This window comes from Microbacterium sp. (assembly GCF_039812165.1).
Classification (GTDB): domain Bacteria; phylum Actinomycetota; class Actinomycetes; order Actinomycetales; family Microbacteriaceae; genus Microbacterium.
In genome coordinates this window covers 1-15,388 of record NZ_JBDIAB010000051.1, presented here as the reverse complement: position 1 = coordinate 15,388, position 15,388 = coordinate 1, and the positions used below count along the sequence as shown (strand labels likewise).

General features: G+C 73.0%; 16 protein-coding genes. 5 read left to right on the top strand and 11 right to left on the bottom strand.

Annotated features, from left to right (window positions below):
• Nucleotides 1-206: 206 nt before the first annotated feature.
• Genes WML84_RS06355 through WML84_RS06345 form a run of 3 tightly spaced genes read right to left on the bottom strand, consistent with a single transcriptional unit; the run spans nt 207 to nt 3,171 of the window.
• Complete coding sequence (locus WML84_RS06355; RefSeq protein ID WP_347345301.1) at nt 207-1,358, bottom strand: P-loop NTPase; 1,152 nt, start codon at nt 1,356-1,358, stop codon at nt 207-209.
• Nucleotides 1,355-1,897, bottom strand: coding sequence for a DUF1003 domain-containing protein (locus WML84_RS06350; RefSeq protein WP_347345300.1), 543 nt, complete (start codon nt 1,895-1,897; stop codon nt 1,355-1,357). Before WML84_RS06350 ends, WML84_RS06355 begins: the two co-directional genes overlap by 4 nt.
• On the bottom strand, nt 1,897-3,171 hold the full coding sequence (locus tag WML84_RS06345) for a CBS domain-containing protein (RefSeq protein ID WP_347345299.1): 1,275 nt from the start codon (nt 3,169-3,171) through the stop codon (nt 1,897-1,899). Before WML84_RS06345 ends, WML84_RS06350 begins: the two co-directional genes overlap by 1 nt.
• A gap of 98 nt (nt 3,172-3,269) precedes the next feature.
• Here WML84_RS06345 and WML84_RS06340 point away from each other — a divergent pair, with 98 nt between their 5' ends.
• Nucleotides 3,270-3,809: a general stress protein gene (locus WML84_RS06340; RefSeq protein ID WP_347345302.1), complete on the top strand. Its 540-nt coding sequence runs from the start codon at nt 3,270-3,272 to the stop codon at nt 3,807-3,809.
• Complete coding sequence (locus WML84_RS06335) at nt 3,806-4,495, top strand: alpha/beta family hydrolase (protein ID WP_347345298.1); 690 nt, start codon at nt 3,806-3,808, stop codon at nt 4,493-4,495. The genes WML84_RS06340 and WML84_RS06335 overlap by 4 nt, the downstream gene beginning before the upstream one ends.
• 47 nt (nt 4,496-4,542) lie before the next feature.
• Here WML84_RS06335 and WML84_RS06330 read toward each other — a convergent pair whose 3' ends face one another.
• The 4 genes from WML84_RS06330 to WML84_RS06315 all read right to left on the bottom strand — a co-directional run bounded on the left by WML84_RS06330 (nt 4,543) and on the right by WML84_RS06315 (nt 10,522).
• Nucleotides 4,543-7,221 (bottom strand): glycoside hydrolase family 3 C-terminal domain-containing protein, encoded by a 2,679-nt coding sequence (locus WML84_RS06330; protein WP_347345297.1) that lies wholly within the window; start codon nt 7,219-7,221, stop codon nt 4,543-4,545.
• A 155-nt stretch (nt 7,222-7,376) separates the two neighbouring features.
• A complete protein-coding gene (locus WML84_RS06325; RefSeq protein WP_347345296.1) occupies nt 7,377-7,979 on the bottom strand; it encodes a TetR/AcrR family transcriptional regulator in 603 nt (200 codons plus the stop codon).
• A 42-nt stretch (nt 7,980-8,021) separates the two neighbouring features.
• Nucleotides 8,022-9,434 (bottom strand): aminopeptidase P family protein, encoded by a 1,413-nt coding sequence (locus WML84_RS06320; protein WP_347345295.1) that lies wholly within the window; start codon nt 9,432-9,434, stop codon nt 8,022-8,024.
• A gap of 56 nt (nt 9,435-9,490) precedes the next feature.
• Complete coding sequence (locus WML84_RS06315) at nt 9,491-10,522, bottom strand: endonuclease/exonuclease/phosphatase family protein (protein WP_347345294.1); 1,032 nt, start codon at nt 10,520-10,522, stop codon at nt 9,491-9,493.
• A gap of 63 nt (nt 10,523-10,585) precedes the next feature.
• Here WML84_RS06315 and WML84_RS06310 point away from each other — a divergent pair, with 63 nt between their 5' ends.
• Entirely contained in the window at nt 10,586-11,479 is an 894-nt protein-coding gene (locus WML84_RS06310; RefSeq protein WP_347345293.1) for a PHP domain-containing protein, read from the top strand.
• 29 nt (nt 11,480-11,508) lie between these two features.
• On the opposite strand, the gene WML84_RS06305 is transcribed toward WML84_RS06310, so the two are convergent.
• Both WML84_RS06305 and WML84_RS06300 read right to left on the bottom strand, forming a co-directional pair.
• Nucleotides 11,509-11,925, bottom strand: a complete 417-nt coding sequence (locus WML84_RS06305) for an SHOCT domain-containing protein (protein WP_347345292.1) — start codon at nt 11,923-11,925, stop codon at nt 11,509-11,511.
• A gap of 110 nt (nt 11,926-12,035) precedes the next feature.
• Nucleotides 12,036-13,535: a DEAD/DEAH box helicase gene (locus tag WML84_RS06300; protein ID WP_347345291.1), complete on the bottom strand. Its 1,500-nt coding sequence runs from the start codon at nt 13,533-13,535 to the stop codon at nt 12,036-12,038.
• A 162-nt stretch (nt 13,536-13,697) separates the two neighbouring features.
• On the opposite strand from WML84_RS06300, the gene WML84_RS06295 reads away from it, so the two are divergent.
• Entirely contained in the window at nt 13,698-14,414 is a 717-nt protein-coding gene (locus tag WML84_RS06295; RefSeq protein ID WP_347345290.1) for a ferritin-like fold-containing protein, read from the top strand.
• Between the two features lie 18 nt (nt 14,415-14,432).
• Here WML84_RS06295 and WML84_RS06290 read toward each other — a convergent pair whose 3' ends face one another.
• Entirely contained in the window at nt 14,433-14,720 is a 288-nt protein-coding gene (locus tag WML84_RS06290) for a hypothetical protein (RefSeq protein WP_347345289.1), read from the bottom strand.
• Between the two features lie 7 nt (nt 14,721-14,727).
• On the bottom strand, nt 14,728-14,952 hold the full coding sequence (locus WML84_RS06285) for a DUF3107 domain-containing protein (protein WP_347345288.1): 225 nt from the start codon (nt 14,950-14,952) through the stop codon (nt 14,728-14,730).
• 228 nt (nt 14,953-15,180) lie between these two features.
• Here WML84_RS06285 and WML84_RS06280 point away from each other — a divergent pair.
• Nucleotides 15,181-15,388: UvrD-helicase domain-containing protein (locus WML84_RS06280; protein ID WP_347345287.1), on the top strand; the 208-nt coding region annotated here is incomplete at its 3' end.

The following is a 15,388-nucleotide window of genomic DNA, read 5'->3' as shown; positions in this document are numbered from 1 at the left end:
GGCGGCGCGCGCCGACCGATCGTCGAGCGGACGGCATCCCCCGACGACCCGCCCGCGACGGTGCCGTTCGACTCCGAGGCGACCTGACCGGCGGAGCGTGCCGACCGGCGGAGCGTGCCGAGATCAGGAGATCTGGCCGGGACAGGACGTTGTCGCGTGGATCGTCCTGTATGCGCCAGATCTCCTGATCTGGTGCAGGGCGGCGCTCAGCGCGGGGTGAGGGGCAGACCGCGCCCGGCGAGGCCGCGCGGCGTCTGGGCGAGCCGGTCGGCGACGGCGGCGATCGCCCGCGCGGCAGGGTCGTCCGGATGGCATGCCACGACCGGCGTCCCCGCGTCGCCGTCGGCCCGCAGGGTGGTGCTGAGCGGCACGCTGCCCAGGAGCGGGACCGCCTCGGCGTCGGCCGACAGCGCCTCGGCGACCGCCGCGCCGCCGCCGGAGCCGAACAGCTCGAGCGTCGTGCCGTCGGGAAGGGCGAGCGCCGCCATGTTCTCCACGACGCCGACCACGCGCTGACCGGTCTGGCGGGCGACCAGGCCGCTCCGGATCGCGACGTCGGCGGCCGCCGGCTGCGGCGTCGTCACGACGATCACCTCGGCGTTGGGCAGCAGCTGGCCCACCGAGATCGCCACGTCGCCGGTGCCGGGCGGCAGGTCGAGCAGCAGCACGTCGAGGTCGCCGAAGTACACGTCGGTGAGGAACTGCTGCACGGTGCGGTGCAGCATCGGCCCGCGCCACGCGACGGCGCCGACCGGCGCGTCGCCCTCGCGCCGGAGGAACATGCCGATCGACACGGTCTTCACGTCGTAGGCCACCGGGGGGAGCATGAGGTCGTCGAGGCGCGTCGGCGCGGGGGCGGTGCCGTCGGCGTCGGCCAGGCCCAGGAGGGCCGGGATCGAGAAGCCGTGCACGTCCGCGTCGACGAGCCCGACCGCGAGGCCGCGCGCGGCGAGGGCGACCGCGAGGTTGGCCGTGAGCGTCGACTTGCCGACGCCGCCCTTGCCGCTCGTGACCGCGATCACCCGCGTGAGCGTGCCGGGCCCGAACGGCATCCGTCGCGCCGGTCGGCCGGCGCGCAGCCGGTCGGTGAGCTCGCGGCGCTCGCCCGGCGACATCACGCCCACGTGCAGGTCGACGCCGGTGACCCCGGCGACGCCTGCCGCGGCCGCGCGGACGTCGGCGGCGATGCGATCGGCGGCGGGGCATCCCACGATCGTCAGCGCGATCTCGACCGCCGCGAGTCCCTCGGGCGAGACCGCGATCTCGCGCACCATGCCGAGCTCGGCGATCGGACGCCGCAGCTCCGGATCGACGACGGCCCCCACGGCCGCGCGGACGGCGTCGGCCGATGCCGTCATCGCTCGTCCGAGGGTGCGGTGCGCTCGTCGGGGGGCGCGGCCCGCTCGTCCAGCTGCTCGAGCAGGAGCTTCAGCTCGTGCCGGAGCATGTCGCGAGTGACGACCTCGCTCGTCATGTCGCCGAGCGAGAGGCGCAGCGCGACGATCTCTCGCGCGAGGTACTCGGTGTCGGCGAGGTTGCGCTCGGCGCGCTGACGGTCCTGCTCGATCTGCACGCGGTCGCGGTCGTCCTGACGGTTCTGCGCGAGCAGGATGAGGGGCGCCGCGTACGACGCCTGCAGCGACAGCACGAGCGTGAGCACGGTGAAGCCGTACACCTGGGAGTCGAAGCGCAGGTGCTCGGGGGCGAACGTGTTCCACGCGAGCCATCCCACGCAGAAGACCGAGAGCCCGAGGAGGAACGCGGGGGTGCCCATGTTGCGGGCGATCCACTCGGTGAACCGGCCGAACCGGTCGCGCGAGGGCTGCGGCGTGCGCGCGAGCACGCCCGAGCGACGCCCGCGCGGGGCGTCGAGCCGCACCCTCGACGTGCGGGCCATCAGCGGGCGCTCCCCGCGCGCACGGTGCCGGGCACGTCGTCGCCGTCGTGCGACCGCCAGTCGTCGGGCAGCAGGTAGTCGAGCACGTCGTCGACGCTCACCGCGCCGACGAGCCGATGGGCCTGGTCGACCACGGGCACCGAGACCAGGTTGTAGCTCGCGAGCAGGCGCGCCACCTCGGCGGCGGATGCCGTCGACAGCACCGGGTCGAGCGTGTCGTCGATGATCGTGCCGAGCCGCTCGTGCGGGGGATAGCGCAGCATGCGCTGGAAGTGCACGACGCCGAGGAGGCGCCCGGTGGGGGTCTCGTACGGCGGCAGCGTCACGAACACGGCCGCCGCGAGGGCGGGGTGCAGCTCGTGCCGGCGGATGGTGGCGAGCGCCTCGGCGACCGTGGCGTCGGCGGGCAGCACGATCGGCTCCGGTGTCATGAGGCCGCCGGCGGTGTCGGGGCCGTACTCCAGCAGGGCGCGGACGTCCTCGGCCTCCTCCGGCTCCATGAGGCCCAGGAGCTGCTCGGCGCGGCGCTCGGGAAGCTGCCCGAGCAGGTCCGCGGCGTCGTCGGGCTCCATCGCGTCGAGGATGTCGGCCGCGCGCTCGTCGCCGAGCCGCTCGAGGATCTGCACCTGCTCGCCCTCGGGCATCTCCTCCAGGGCGTCGGCGAGTCGGTCGTCGGGCAGCTCCTCGGCGACCTCGAGCAGGCGGTCCTCGGGCAGGTCGAGGAGCGTGTTGGCGAGGTCGGCCGGCTTGAGCTCGGAGTAGGTGGCGACGAGCTGCTCGGCGGACTGGGCCTCGCCCGGCGACTGCTGCTCGCGGACCTCCGACCACGTCGCGAACGTCGTCGGCCCCTTCGCGAACGGGGAGGCGTTCGTGCGCGGACGGCGGAGGAACAGCTGGCCCACCGACCACTGGCCCAGGCGGTTGCGCTCGATCGCGACGTCCTCGATGATCGCGTGACCGGAGCCGTCCTTGAGGTACACCTTGCGGCCGATGAGCTCCACCATGACACGCACCTCGCCGCCGCGCTGCTGGAAGCGGCGCACGTTGATCAGCCCGGTGGTGATGACCTGGCCGGTCGCGATCGAGGTGACCCGGCCGATCGAGACGAACACGTGGCGGCGGCCGGGGATCTCCACGACCAGCCCGATCACGCGCGGCGGATCGTCGCGGCGGAAGACGACGACGACGTCCCGGACCTTGCCGAGGCGGTCGCCGGCAGGGTCGAAGACCGCGCAGCCGGTCAGGCGCGCGACGAAAACCCTCTGCGTGCTCACCCGACCAGCGTAGTCCGCGGACGGCGTGATTCCTCGGGTCCGCGACGACCGGCCCGAAGAGCCCCCGACGGCCCGCGTGAGAGGATGGGACGGTGAGCATGATCGGTGGCACGCCCAAGGAGCACGGCGAGACCGTCGCCGGCTTCGGCACCTACGAAGGCGCGCAGAAGGCGGTCTCGCGGCTCATCGCGGCGGAGATCCCGGCGAAGGACATCGCGATCGTCGGGCGGGGCCTGCGCTCGGTCGAGACGGTGACCGGACGGCTCGGCTACGCCGCCGCCGCGCGCACCGGCGCGATCAACGGCATCCTGCTGGGCCTGCTCTTCTCGGCGATCTTCGTGCTCGGCACGCCCAACGCCGCGATCCAGCTGTTCGTCGGCGTGATGCTCGTCGGCATCGCGCTCGGCATGCTCATGAGCATCGTCACGTACACGCTGATCCGCCGCCGCCGCGACTACACCTCCATCACCCAGGTGCTCGCCGACCGGTACGAGGTGACGGTGCTCGCGCACAGCATCCACCGTGCGCGCGAGGTGCTCGGCCGCTCGGCCCCGGCCGTTCCGCCGCCGCCCCCGGCAGGTCCGCCCCGCTATGGGGAGCGCGTCGACCCGCGTCCTCCCGCGGGCGACGAGGAGTGACCGAGGCCGCGCACACGTTCGCGGTCGAGCTGCCCGCCGGCCGCGTGGACGTGCCCGTGATCGTCGAGACGCCCGAGGACGCGCCGTGGGGCGTCGTCGCGATCGCGCACGGCGCGGGCTCGGGCCGCGAGCATCCGTTCCTCGCGGGCCTGGCCGGCGCCCTGTGCGCGCAGGGACTCGCCGTCGCGCGGTTCGACTTCCCCTACCGGGTCGCCGGCAGACGGATGCCGGGACCGGCCGCCCACGCCGTGGCCGCCTGGGCTTCTGCGGGGGAATGGGCCGCGGGCCTCGGCGTGCCCTGGTGGGCGGCGGGGAAGTCGTACGGCGGGCGGATGGCGTCGATGTCCGCGGCCGAGGGCGTGATCGCGCCCGCCGGACTGGTCTACCTCGGCTACCCGCTGCATCCGCCGGGGCGGCCCGACAAGCCGCGCACGGCCCACCTGCCGGCGATCGTGCAGCCGCAGCTGTTCCTCAGCGGCACGGCCGACCCGTTCGTGCAGCCGGTCGAACAGCTCGAGGCGGCGGTGGCGTCGTGCCGCGACGCGGTGCTCTCATGGGTCGACGGCGGCGGGCACTCGTTCGAGGTCAAGGGCCGCAAGCGGCCGCCGGCCGAGATCGGCGCGGGGCTCGCGCCGACGGTCGTCGCGTGGATGCGCGAAGGGCCCCGCCCGGCGGCCGGGGAGTGATCCCCGGCCGCTGAGCGAGGCCCTGTCGCGTCAGATGCCCTGTCGCGTCAGCCGACCGTCACCGATCCGGTGAGCCGGATGTCGGCGGAGGAGGCGCCCACGAGCACGTCGACGTCGCCGGCGGGCGCGACGAAGTCGTGCACGTCGACGTCGTAGTACGACACCGCGCGGCGCGGGATCGCGACCTCGACGCGCTCGGACGCCCCCGGTGCGAGGGACACCTTGGCGAACCCGGCCAGCTGCTTGGCCGGCGTCGGCACCGGCGCGGGCAGCTCGCCCACGTACACCTGCACGACCTCGGAGCCCTCGCGGCCGCCGGTGTTGGTCACCGTGACCGCGACGGTCGCGACGTCGCCGCCCTCGCCCTCGCGCACCTCGAGGTCGGAGTACGCGAACGTCGTGTAGGTCAGGCCGTGGCCGAAGTGGTACGCCGGGCTCGGGCCGTCGGGCTGCCCGACCGCGCGGTAGCCCACGAACACGCCCTCGTCGTAGTGCACGTCGCCGTCGACGCCCGGGTAGGTGCGCGCGGAGGCGACCGGGGTCTCGTCGGCGGACAGCGGGAACGTGAGCGGAAGGCGCCCGCCGGGCTCCGTCGCGCCGGTCAGCACGCGGGCGAGCGCGTCGCCCTGCGCCTGGCCGGGGAACCAGGCCTGCAGCAGCGCCGCGGGCTGACCGCCCCAGCGCGTGGTGTCGATCGGGCTGCCGGTCATGAGCACGAGCGCGACGGGCGTGCCGGTGGCCAGGACCGCCTTGATCATGTCGTCCTGGCCGCTCGGCAGGCCCATGTGCGGGCGGTCGTCGGCCTCCGCCTCGTAGGTGCGCACGATGACGACGGCGACGTCGGCGTCGCGCGCGAGCTCGGCCGCCTCCTCGACCTCGGGGGCGAACACGCCGGCCGGCGGACGCCAGCCCAGCCGGATCCGCGAGCCGAGCAGGAAGCCCTGCGACGGGTCGTCGGCCGCGTACTCGAACACGACGTCGTAGGACTTCCCCGCCTCGAGCTCGAGGGTCAGCTCGTCGAGCGCGGGGTTGCCGTCGCCGGTGCCCTGGTCGATGCCGCCGCTTCCCGCGTAGCCGCTCCCGGCGTAGCCGTTGCCGACGCCCGCCGCCGCGCCGGAGCCGGCGAGGGGCACGATCGTCGTGGTCGCCGCCTCGTCGTCGCGCTCGGCGGAGCGGTGCACGACGCCGCCCAGCGAGAACATGTAGCTGCCGAGGTGGGTCACCACGAACTCGTAGTCGCCGGTCACCGGGACGGTGATCGTGCCCGTGTAGCGCACCGACAGGCGGGCGTTGAGCTCGCCGGGCAGGCGGTCGTAGCGGGCGGAGCTCGCGTTGAAGCCCGGGAAGTTGTGGAAGCCCATGTTCAGCTCGATCGGCGCCTCGGTGCGCGAGAGGAACGGCTCGCCCTCGAAGTCCGTGTTCAGCCAGAAGTCGGCGTGCAGCCCGCGCTCGCCGTCCGGCGTGCGGAAGAAGCTCGACGGCACGGCATCCGGACCCGGCAGCAGCGCACCCGGCGTCACCGGGTCGGAGCCGTACGCGGTCGTGATCTCGACGTCGTCGCCGAGAGCGCGGCGCAGGCCCTCCAGCGGCGAGACGCCCTTCGTCTCGCGCACCTGCGAGCTGCCGCCGCCCTGCGCGCTGATCGCGTCGATGTCGGGGCCGATGAGTGCGACCTTCCGGACGCCCTGCAGGGGCAGCACGCCGTCGTTGCGCAGCAGCACCATCGCCCGCTCGGCGATGCGCTGGGCGATGTCGTGGTGGGCGTCGACGTCGAACTCGCCGACGCTCGTCGGGTTCTCGATCTGTCCGAGCCCGACCAGCGGGCGGAGGATGTTGCGGACCTTCTCGTCGAGGACCGCCTCGCCGACCTCGCCGTCGTTCCACGCGTGCCACAGCTGCCCGCCCCAGAAGCCTTCGCCGGGCTGCTCCTGGTCGAGGCCGGCGTTGGCGGCGACGGCCGTGGAGTGGTTGGCGCCGTAGTCGCTCATGATCCAGCCGCGGAAGCCGAGCCGGTCGCGCAGGACGTCGCGCAGCAGCGTGGTGTTGTCGCACGCGAACTCGCCGTTGATCCGGTTGAACGACGCCATCATCGAGGCGACGCCCGCCTCCTGGATGAGCGCCTCGAACGACGGCAGGTAGAGCTCCAGCATCGTCCGCTCGTCGATGACGGCGTTGACCGAGGAGCGGTGGTCCTCCTGGTTGTTGATCGCGTAGTGCTTGGCGCACGCCTGCACGCCCTGCTCCTGCACGCCGTTGACGAACGCGACGCCGATGCGCGAGGTCAGCACCGGATCCTCGCCGTAGGACTCGAACGTGCGGCCGCCGACGGGCACGCGGGCGATGTCGACGGCCGGGCCGAGCGACACGTTGTGGTCGGTGGCGCGGCACTCGACGCCGATGACGGCGCCGTAGTCGTGCGCCGTCTCGGGCTCCCACGTCGCCGCGAGCGCGAGCGGGGCGGGGAGCGCCGTGGCACGGCCCTCGTGGACGTCGCCCTTGTTGATGCGGACGCCGGCGGGGCCGTCGGCCATCTGGAGGGCGGGGATGCCGAGGCGCTCGAGCGGTCGGGCGTAGAAGCCGTAGTTCCAGTTCACCTCTCCCGTGACGAAGGCGATCTTCTCGTCGAGGGTCATCTGGTCGAGATAGCCCTGGACGCGCTCCTCGACCTCGGGCGTGGCCCAGGAGGGGAGGCCGCTGCGGGCGCCCTCGGCTGCTGCGTCTGTCATGAAATACACTCCGATGGGTAGTCACGAACGAACCGCAGCCGACCTCGACCACGGTGCGGGATGCTCGAAGTATGCACCGAATACCGTAACGAGGCAAGTTTTCGTTGCGAGCAATCCGCGCCGTCCCGCGACGTCTCGCGGACGCGGCGCGCGGTTCAGTGGACGGGCGCCGACGCCGTGATCATCGACGAGACGCCGAGGAGCTCCCACAGCCGCCGCAGGTGCGCGGTCATGTCGATCGACGGATCGAGCAGCCACTGCACCTGCAGGCCGTCGGCGGCGGCGATGATGAGCCTCGCGGCCTCGTCCCGGTCGATCGCCGGTCCGAGCTCCCCGGCATCCTGCGCCCGCTCGATGGCCTCGGTGAGGAGGCCGCGCACCCACGCGTAGCGCTGCACGAAGAACTGGTGCGCGGCGTGGCCGGGAAGGCTCGCCTCGGTCGAGAACTCCACGTAGAGCCGCACGAGCCCCGGCACCTGCGTGTTGTGGTCGATGACGGCGAGGAAGCCCGCGAAGGTGGGGTTCGGCCGGTAGTACTGCTCGAGGTCGCGCTCGTCGCGCGCCCGCAGCACCTCCTGGTACAGCTCCTCGCGCGACTCGAAGTAGTGCATGAGCCCTGCCTGGCTGAGGCCCACGCGCGCCGCGATCTCGCGGTTCGACGCCTTGCGGCATCCGTTGAGCGCGATGACGTCGAGCGCGGTCGCGAGGATCTCCGCGCGCTTCGCGGTGCCCTTCGCGTACGGCCCTCGGCGTTTCATGATCAAAAGCCTAGAAGAACTGGGGGTCGGAATGCACCGGACTCACCCGCGGGCCAGCCATGCCTCGACCTCGTCGGCGGTGCGGGGGATGCCCGCGGACAGGTTGACCGGGCCGTCCGCGGTCATCAGGACGTCGTCCTCGATGCGCACGCCGATGCCGCGGTACTCCGCCGGGACCGTCAGATCGTCGATCTGGAAGTACAGGCCGGGCTCGATCGTGAAGACCATGCCGGGCTGCAGGATGCCGTCGTAGTACAGCTCGCGACGCGCCTGCGCGCAGTCGTGGACGTCGAGACCCAGGTGGTGGCTCGTGCCGTGGACCATGTAGCGGCGGTGCTGACCGCCGCGGTCGCCGTCGAGCGCCTCCTCGGCGGTCACCGGCAGGAGACCCCATTCCGCGACGCGCGCGGCGATGACCGCCATCGCGGCCTCGTGGACGCTGCGGAAGGTCACGCCGGGGCGCGCCGCGGCGAACCCCGCGTCGGCGGCCTCGCGCACCGCCTCGTAGACGCGGCGCTGGATCGGCGTGAACGCGCCCGAGACGGGGAGCGTGCGCGTGATGTCGGCGGTGTACAGGCTGTCGACCTCGACGCCCGCGTCGATGAGGATGAGGTCGCCGGGCACGACCGGGCCGTCGTTGCGGGTCCAGTGCAGATAGCACGCGTGCGGGCCGGAGGCGGCGATCGTGTCGTAGCCCTCGCCGTTGCCGTCCGTGCGGGCGCGCAGGTGGAAGACCCCCTCGACGGCGCGCTCGCCGCGCGGCGTGGCGATGATGCGGGGGAGGTCGGCGACGATGTCGTCGAACCCGCGTGCGGTGACCTCGACCGCCAGGCGCAGCTGCGCGATCTCGTACTCGTCCTTGCACAGGCGCAGCTCGGAGACGAACCGCGTCAGCTCGGCGTCGCGGTCGACGACGAGCTCGCCGTCGACGTGGGCGAAGCCGTCGAGGTGCGCCGTCGCGATCTGCAGGTCGGCGGCGACGCCGTCGAGAGACGGACGCGGCCCGATCCAGAACTCGCCGATCGACGCGTCGGCGTAGAACTCGGCCGTCGTGCGGTCGGCGCGCTCGCGGAGATAGAGGATCACCTCGTGCCCGTCGTCGGTCGGCTCGAAGACCAGCACCGAGTCGGGCACCGTGTCGCTCGCCCAGCCGGTGAGGTGTGCGAACGCGGAGTGGGCGCGGAACGGGTAGTCGGTGTCGTTCGAGCGCTGCGCGAGCGAGCCGGCCGGGATCACGAGGCGCCGGCCCGGAAAGGCGGCGGAGACGGCCGCGCGACGGGCGGCCGCATAGGGGGCCTGCGGGCGCGTCGGCGGCAGCTGGTCGGGGCGGTCTGCCCAGCCGGTCGCGATCGTGTCGAGGAAGCCGCGCGGGAAGGGCTGCTTGCGATTGAGGTTCGTCGCCGGGGCGTCGTCGTCCGCCGTCTTCTCCACCGTGAGGTCGCCGCTCGTGCTCATCCTCCCAGTCTGGCACGCGGCGCGCCGCGCGGCTCGGGGAAGGCCGCGGGGAGAGCTCAGCCGGCGGGCTCGTACTGGACGACGAGCGGGCGGTGGTCGCCGCCCGCGTCGTCGAGCGAGCTCAGCACGAGCGAGCCGGTGGGCGTCCAGGCATCCGTCGCCATCACGTGATCGATGGGCGTCCCGAGCAGCTCCGGCCAGGCGGTCGACCACGTGCCGACCGCGCCGTTGCCGGTGGCCGCCGCCGCGTCGTGGCAGCGGCCGAGCGTGCCGCCGTCCACGCCCAGGCGCGCCATGTGGTCGACGGTGGCGTTGAAGTCGCCGGCCATGATCACGTTCTCGCTCGCGCACTGGTCGGCGAGCCACTGGAGGTCGCCGCGCCAGTTCGCCATGTCCTCCTGGCGGGGGGCGACCGCGTGGGCGACGACGACCACGGGGCCGGTGCCGTCGACCGGCATCGCGACGACCGTCGGCACGGTCGAGGTGTTCGTCGTGCCGTCGGCGGTCGACTCGATCACCGCGTAGTCGCCGAGGTCGGGGGAGATCAGGAGGGTCGTCGAGTTGGCGTCCCACTCCTCGTAGCCCGCGAGGTCCTCGTACGTGTCGTGATGCGCCCACATCGGACGGCCGAGCTCGCGCATCGCGATCGCGACCTGCTCGCCGGTCTCGATCGTCGTCTCGGGGAGCGCCACGATGTCGGCCTGCATGGCCACCGCGGTCTGGGCGATCGTCGTCGGGTCGGTGGCGCTGCCCGCGGTGTTCCAGGTCATCACGCGCACGCCCGCCTCGCTCGACTCGGGCAGGCGGTCGCTGCCGGCGCCGCGCACGTAGATCACCCCGGCGTTCGCGAGCCCCGCCACGAGGGCGATCGTGAGGATCGCGCCCGCGAAGGCGCGGATCGGCCGCGCGATGCACATGAGGAGCGCCACGAGCACGATCGCCGCGCAGGCGAGCACCAGCAGGCCCCGCATCGACACCAGCTGGGTGAACGGGAAGGCGCGTTCGAGCCGGAAGAACTGCGGCCAGGTCACCACCGCCGCGGCGATGGCGAACAGGACGGTCACGAGAATCCCCAGCAGTCGCAACACGTCCGCGACTCTATGTCAGGACCCTGAGAGATCCGCGCACGCACGCCGCGCTACGCTCGGAGGATGGCTGTGGGCGATCGTGGGCGCGACGCTCGCGCGCACGATCCTCTGCACGACGGCCCGGGCGACCTCCATCTGCACTCGGACCGCTCCGACGGCACCGAGCCTCCGGCCGCCGTCATGGCGGCCGCGCACCGGCACGGCCTCGAGGTCGTCGCCCTCACCGACCACGACACCACGACCGGATGGGCGGAGGCCGCCGAGGCGGCCACGTCGCTCGGCATGACGTTCCTCCCCGGCATCGAGCTCAGCGCGCGTCACGAGTGGCGGAGCGTGCACGTGCTGGGCTATCTGCTCGATCCGGACGATGGCGCCCTGCGCGCCCTCACGGACCGCATCCGCGAATCCCGCCTCACGCGCGCGCGCCGCATCGTCGAGAACATCGGACGCGACTACGCGCTGACGTGGGACGACGTCCGCGCGCACACCGCCGACGACGCGACGGTGGGGCGCCCGCACATCGCCGACGCGCTCGTGACGACGGGGCACGTGCGCGACCGCGCCGAGGCGTTCGCCGGCATCCTGCACCCGCGCGGCGGCTACTACGTCGAGCTGTACGCGCCCGACCCGGTCACCGCGGTCGCGACGATCGTCGCGGCCGGCGGCGTGCCCGTGATCGCGCACCCGGCCGGCCGGGCGGGCCTGCTGCCGGCGCGCCTCGTCGAGCGGATGCTGGACGCCGGGCTCGCCGGCTTCGAGCTCGGACACCGCGAGAACGTCGAGCCGGCCCTGCGGACGCTCCGCGAGCTCACGCGGGAGCGCGGGCTCATCGCGACCGGGTCGAGCGACTACCACGGGGCGGGCAAGCCCAACGTGCCAGGGGAGTTCACCACGAGCGCCGAGATGGTCGAGCGGATCGTCGCCCGTGGAACGGGAAGCGCCCCCGTCGCTCCGTGAGACGACGAGGGCGCTTCGGGCCGTGAGGCTCAGCCCAGGGCCTTGGCCTTCAGCTGGTCGTACTCGGCCTGCGAGATCGCGCCGGAGTCGAGCAGGCTCTTCGCCTGCGCGATCTGGTCGGCCGGGCTCGTGCCCGCGACCGACTTGATGTAGTCGTCCTGCGCGGACTTGTAGCGCCGCACCGTCTCGGCGTCGCGCTCGGCCATGCCGCCGCCGCGGGCGATCAGGTACACGAGCGCCGTGAGGATCGGCACGAAGATCAGGAAGATGAACCAGACCGCCTTGGCGAAGCCGCTCAGCGAGCGGTCGCGGAAGATGTCGCCGATGATCGAGAACAGTGTCATCAGGTAGGCCACGAAGATGAACGCCCACAGGAACCACCAGATCAGATCCCAGAACGAGCCCCAGAAGCCCTGATATTCGACGGTCGCGTCGATGAGTCGCATGATTACCCCTCCACAGAAGTCGTCGGCGATGTGCCGCCTGATCTCAGACTAACGGCGAGGGTGCCGTGCGATCCCGGGACTCACCGTGCGCGGGTGAGGATGCCGGTGTCTCAGGACGCCGCGGCGGCGCCGGAGCCGCGCCGGCGACGGCGGCGACGCGGGGCGGGACGTCCGTCGTGGTGCTCCTTGCCGTGCCCGTCGTGGGTCCCGGTGCCGTCGGCGTCGCGCTCGACGGCGACGGCTGGGGCCGGCTCCGCGGCCGCTCCGGTCCCGGCATCCGGGGCGAAGGTGTCGCCCACGCGCGACGAGCCGGACCGGCGGCGACGGCGGCGACGGGTGCCGCCCTCGTCGGGGTCGCCCTCGGCCGCTGCGTCGGCAGCCGCGCGCGTCGGCCGCTGCGTGCGCGCCGGCTGCGTCTTCGGCGCCGTCGCGATGCGCCCCTTCGTCCCGGCGGGGATGCCGAGGTCGTCGTGCAGGTGCGGGCTCGACGAGTAGGTCTCGACCGGCTCGGGCTGGCCGAACTCCAGCGCCCGGTTGATGAGGGCCCACTTGTGCAGGTCCTCCCAGTCGACGAACGTCACGGCGATGCCGGTCTTGCCGGCGCGCCCGGTGCGGCCCACGCGGTGCAGGTACGCCTTCTCGTCGTCGGGGATCGTGTGGTTGATCACGTGCGTGACGTCGTCGACGTCGATGCCGCGCGCCGCGACGTCGGTCGCGATGAGCACGTCCTTCTTGCCCGCCTTGAACGCCGCCATCGACCGCTCGCGCGACTCCTGGCTCATGTCGCCGTGCACGGCGCCCGCGTTGAAGCCGCGGTCGCCGAGCTCGTCGACGAGCTTCTGGGCGGCGCGCTTGGTGCGCGTGAAGATGACCGTCTTGCCGCGGCCCTCGGCCTGCAGGATGCGGGCGATGACCTCGTCCTTGTCGAGCGCGTGCGCGCGGTACACGAGGTGGCGGATGTTCGCCTGCGCGATGCCCTCGTCGGGATCGGTCGCGCGGATGTGGATCGGGTTCGACATGAACCGGCGGGCAAGGGCGACGATCGGGCCGGGCATGGTCGCCGAGAACAGCTGCGTGTGCCGGACGGCGGGGAGCTTCGTGAAGATCTTCTCGATGTCGGGCAGGAAGCCGAGGTCGAGCATCTTGTCTGCCTCGTCGAGCACGACCTCGGTCGCGTTCGACAGGTCGAGCAGGCGCTGGTTCGAGAGGTCGATGAGGCGCCCGGGCGTGCCGACGACGATCTGCGCGCCGCCCTTGAGCTGCTCGATCTGCCCCTCGTACGCCTTGCCGCCGTAGATCGCGACGACGCTCGTCGAGCGGTTCTGCGTGAGCATGTCCATGTCCTCGAAGACCTGCACCGCGAGCTCGCGCGTGGGCACCACGACGAGCGCCTTCACACCCGGCTCGGGGTTCGGGCCGAGCCGCTGCACGAGCGGGATGCCGAAGCCGAACGTCTTGCCGGTGCCGGTCTTGGCCTGGCCGATGATGTCCTGGCCCGGGATGCCGAGGGGGATGGTCTGCTCCTGGATCGGGAACGCGTCCACGATGCCCTGAGCGGTCAAGGAGTCGACGATGTCCTGATCGACGCCGAGTTCGACGAAAGTCGTCACTGTCCGTACCTGTCTGGCGGGGCGATCCGCCGAGGAGAAGGGTCCACGCCCTCGTTCAGCCACAGGCGCGGTGGTCCCGCTCCAGCGGCGGGACCCCTACACCCTACCCGAGGGCGCCGAGAAGGCCCTGCAGCGCCACCCCGCCGCACCTATGCTGTACGCGTGGCGACGTGGTTCTGGCAGCGCAGGCGTCCCGCGGGGCGGCCGTTGGCGCTGCGCTCGCGGGGGGACGTCGGCGACGTCCGACGCGTGGACTTCGAGACCCTCGCCCCCGACGTCGACACCTACCTCGGCCAGGCGGCCTACCTGCAGCTCGGCTACTTCGAGACGCTGAGCGAGCTGATCGCGCCCACGCCCGAGCTGTCGAAGAAGGAGTCGCTGTCGATGGCGGCGGGCACGGCGCTCATCAAGCACCGGGAGCTCGTGGCACTGATCCGCTCGCGCGGCGAGGATCCGCAGGAGCTCATGCTGCCCTTCCGCGAGCCGCTCGACGCGTTCCGCCGCGCGACGCACGGGGCGCGGCCGCTGGAGACGATGCTGTCCGTGCACATCACCGCGGGCATGCTGGACGACTTCTACCTGTCGCTGTCGGCGAGCTACGGCGACACCGGTCGCGCGGTGGCCGAGATCCTGCAGGCCGACGACGACCGCGAGGCTCTCGTCGGCATCCTGACCGACGCGATCGGCGCCGATCTGGAGTGGCGCGCGCTGCTGGCGCTGTGGGGCCGTCGCCTCGTCGGCGACACGCTGCTCATCGCCCGCGGCGCGCTGCGCTCGCCCGCGCTCGACACCGCCGACGCGAAGAAGGTCGAGCCGGTGTTCACCGACCTCATGGCGGCGCACTCGCGTCGCATGGCCGCGATGGGCCTGGACGCCTGAGGCGCGCCGGGCCGGGCGTCAGGCGATGCGGAGGCGTGCGCGCTCGCGCGTGTCGTGCGCCGCGCGCACGCGCCACAGCGCCAGCAGCACCGGCGCGGTCAGCAGCGGAGCGGCGAACGAGGCCAGCCAGATCCAGGGGCCGTCGGTCGTCAGACCCGCCCACGTCAGTGCGAGCCACGTCGCGCCGCCCAGGAGCGTGCCGAGGATCGGCGCGAGCGCCGCGCCGCGCGTGCTGCGGCCGCCGACGACGAAGTGCATCGCCGCCCCGAGCGATCCGCCGACGATCAGCGCGAGCAGGATCTCCATGCGCGGGTCAGGCGACGAAGCCGATGCGGCGGGACTCCTCGGTCCCGATCTCGACGAAGGCCAGCCCGGCGGTCGGGACCACGTACGACGTGCCCTTGACGTCGGTGAACGTGACCGAGGCGGCACCGGCCTCCAGCGCCGAGGTCACGGACGAACGGACGGACTCCGCCGTGTCGGCGGACTCGAAGCTGAGCTCTCGGCCGGTGTTCGCGATGCCGATGCGGATCTCCACGGATGACTGCCTCTCCCGCCCGGCCGCCCGGGCGCCCTTCGACTCTACGACACGGCCGTGGGGAGCGGGCGCGCCCGGGGCGAGCCGTCACGCGGGTCACTGCCTTCGCGCCGACTCACTGCGTCACAGCGCAGTGAGCGGGGCACGACGCAGTGACTCGGCGGGGGGTCATCGCGACCGGCGCGGGTCTCGCGGGGCGATGTCGGCGGCGGCGGATAGCGTGAGGACATGCCATCCGATCCGCGCCTCGACGAGGCGGCTCTCGACCTCGACGCCGCCGACCTCGACGCCGCGCAGCGCGCCGTGCGCGAGCTGCCGCTCGAGGCGGCCGGCGCGGTCGTCGGCGCGGCGGGCACGGGCAAGACCGCCACGGTCGTCGCGCGTGTCGCGCACCTGGTCGCCGCGGGCGTCGCCCCCGACGAGCTCGTCGTGCTCA

Excerpts from the sequence above, each read along its gene's own strand:
- WML84_RS06290 (WP_347345289.1), bottom strand. The coding sequence starts at position 14,720 with ATGGAGATCCTGCTCGCGCTGATCGTCGGCGGATCGCTCGGGGCGGCG.
- WML84_RS06340 (WP_347345302.1), top strand. The coding sequence starts at position 3,270 with ATGATCGGTGGCACGCCCAAGGAGCACGGCGAGACCGTCGCCGGCTTC.
- WML84_RS06355 (WP_347345301.1), bottom strand. The coding sequence starts at position 1,358 with ATGACGGCATCGGCCGACGCCGTCCGCGCGGCCGTGGGGGCCGTCGTC.
- WML84_RS06350 (WP_347345300.1), bottom strand. The coding sequence starts at position 1,897 with ATGGCCCGCACGTCGAGGGTGCGGCTCGACGCCCCGCGCGGGCGTCGC.
- WML84_RS06325 (WP_347345296.1), bottom strand. The coding sequence starts at position 7,979 with ATGAAACGCCGAGGGCCGTACGCGAAGGGCACCGCGAAGCGCGCGGAG.
- WML84_RS06320 (WP_347345295.1), bottom strand. The coding sequence starts at position 9,434 with ATGAGCACGAGCGGCGACCTCACGGTGGAGAAGACGGCGGACGACGAC.
- WML84_RS06305 (WP_347345292.1), bottom strand. The coding sequence starts at position 11,925 with ATGCGACTCATCGACGCGACCGTCGAATATCAGGGCTTCTGGGGCTCG.
- WML84_RS06330 (WP_347345297.1), bottom strand. The coding sequence starts at position 7,221 with ATGACAGACGCAGCAGCCGAGGGCGCCCGCAGCGGCCTCCCCTCCTGG.
- WML84_RS06310 (WP_347345293.1), top strand. The coding sequence starts at position 10,586 with ATGGCTGTGGGCGATCGTGGGCGCGACGCTCGCGCGCACGATCCTCTG.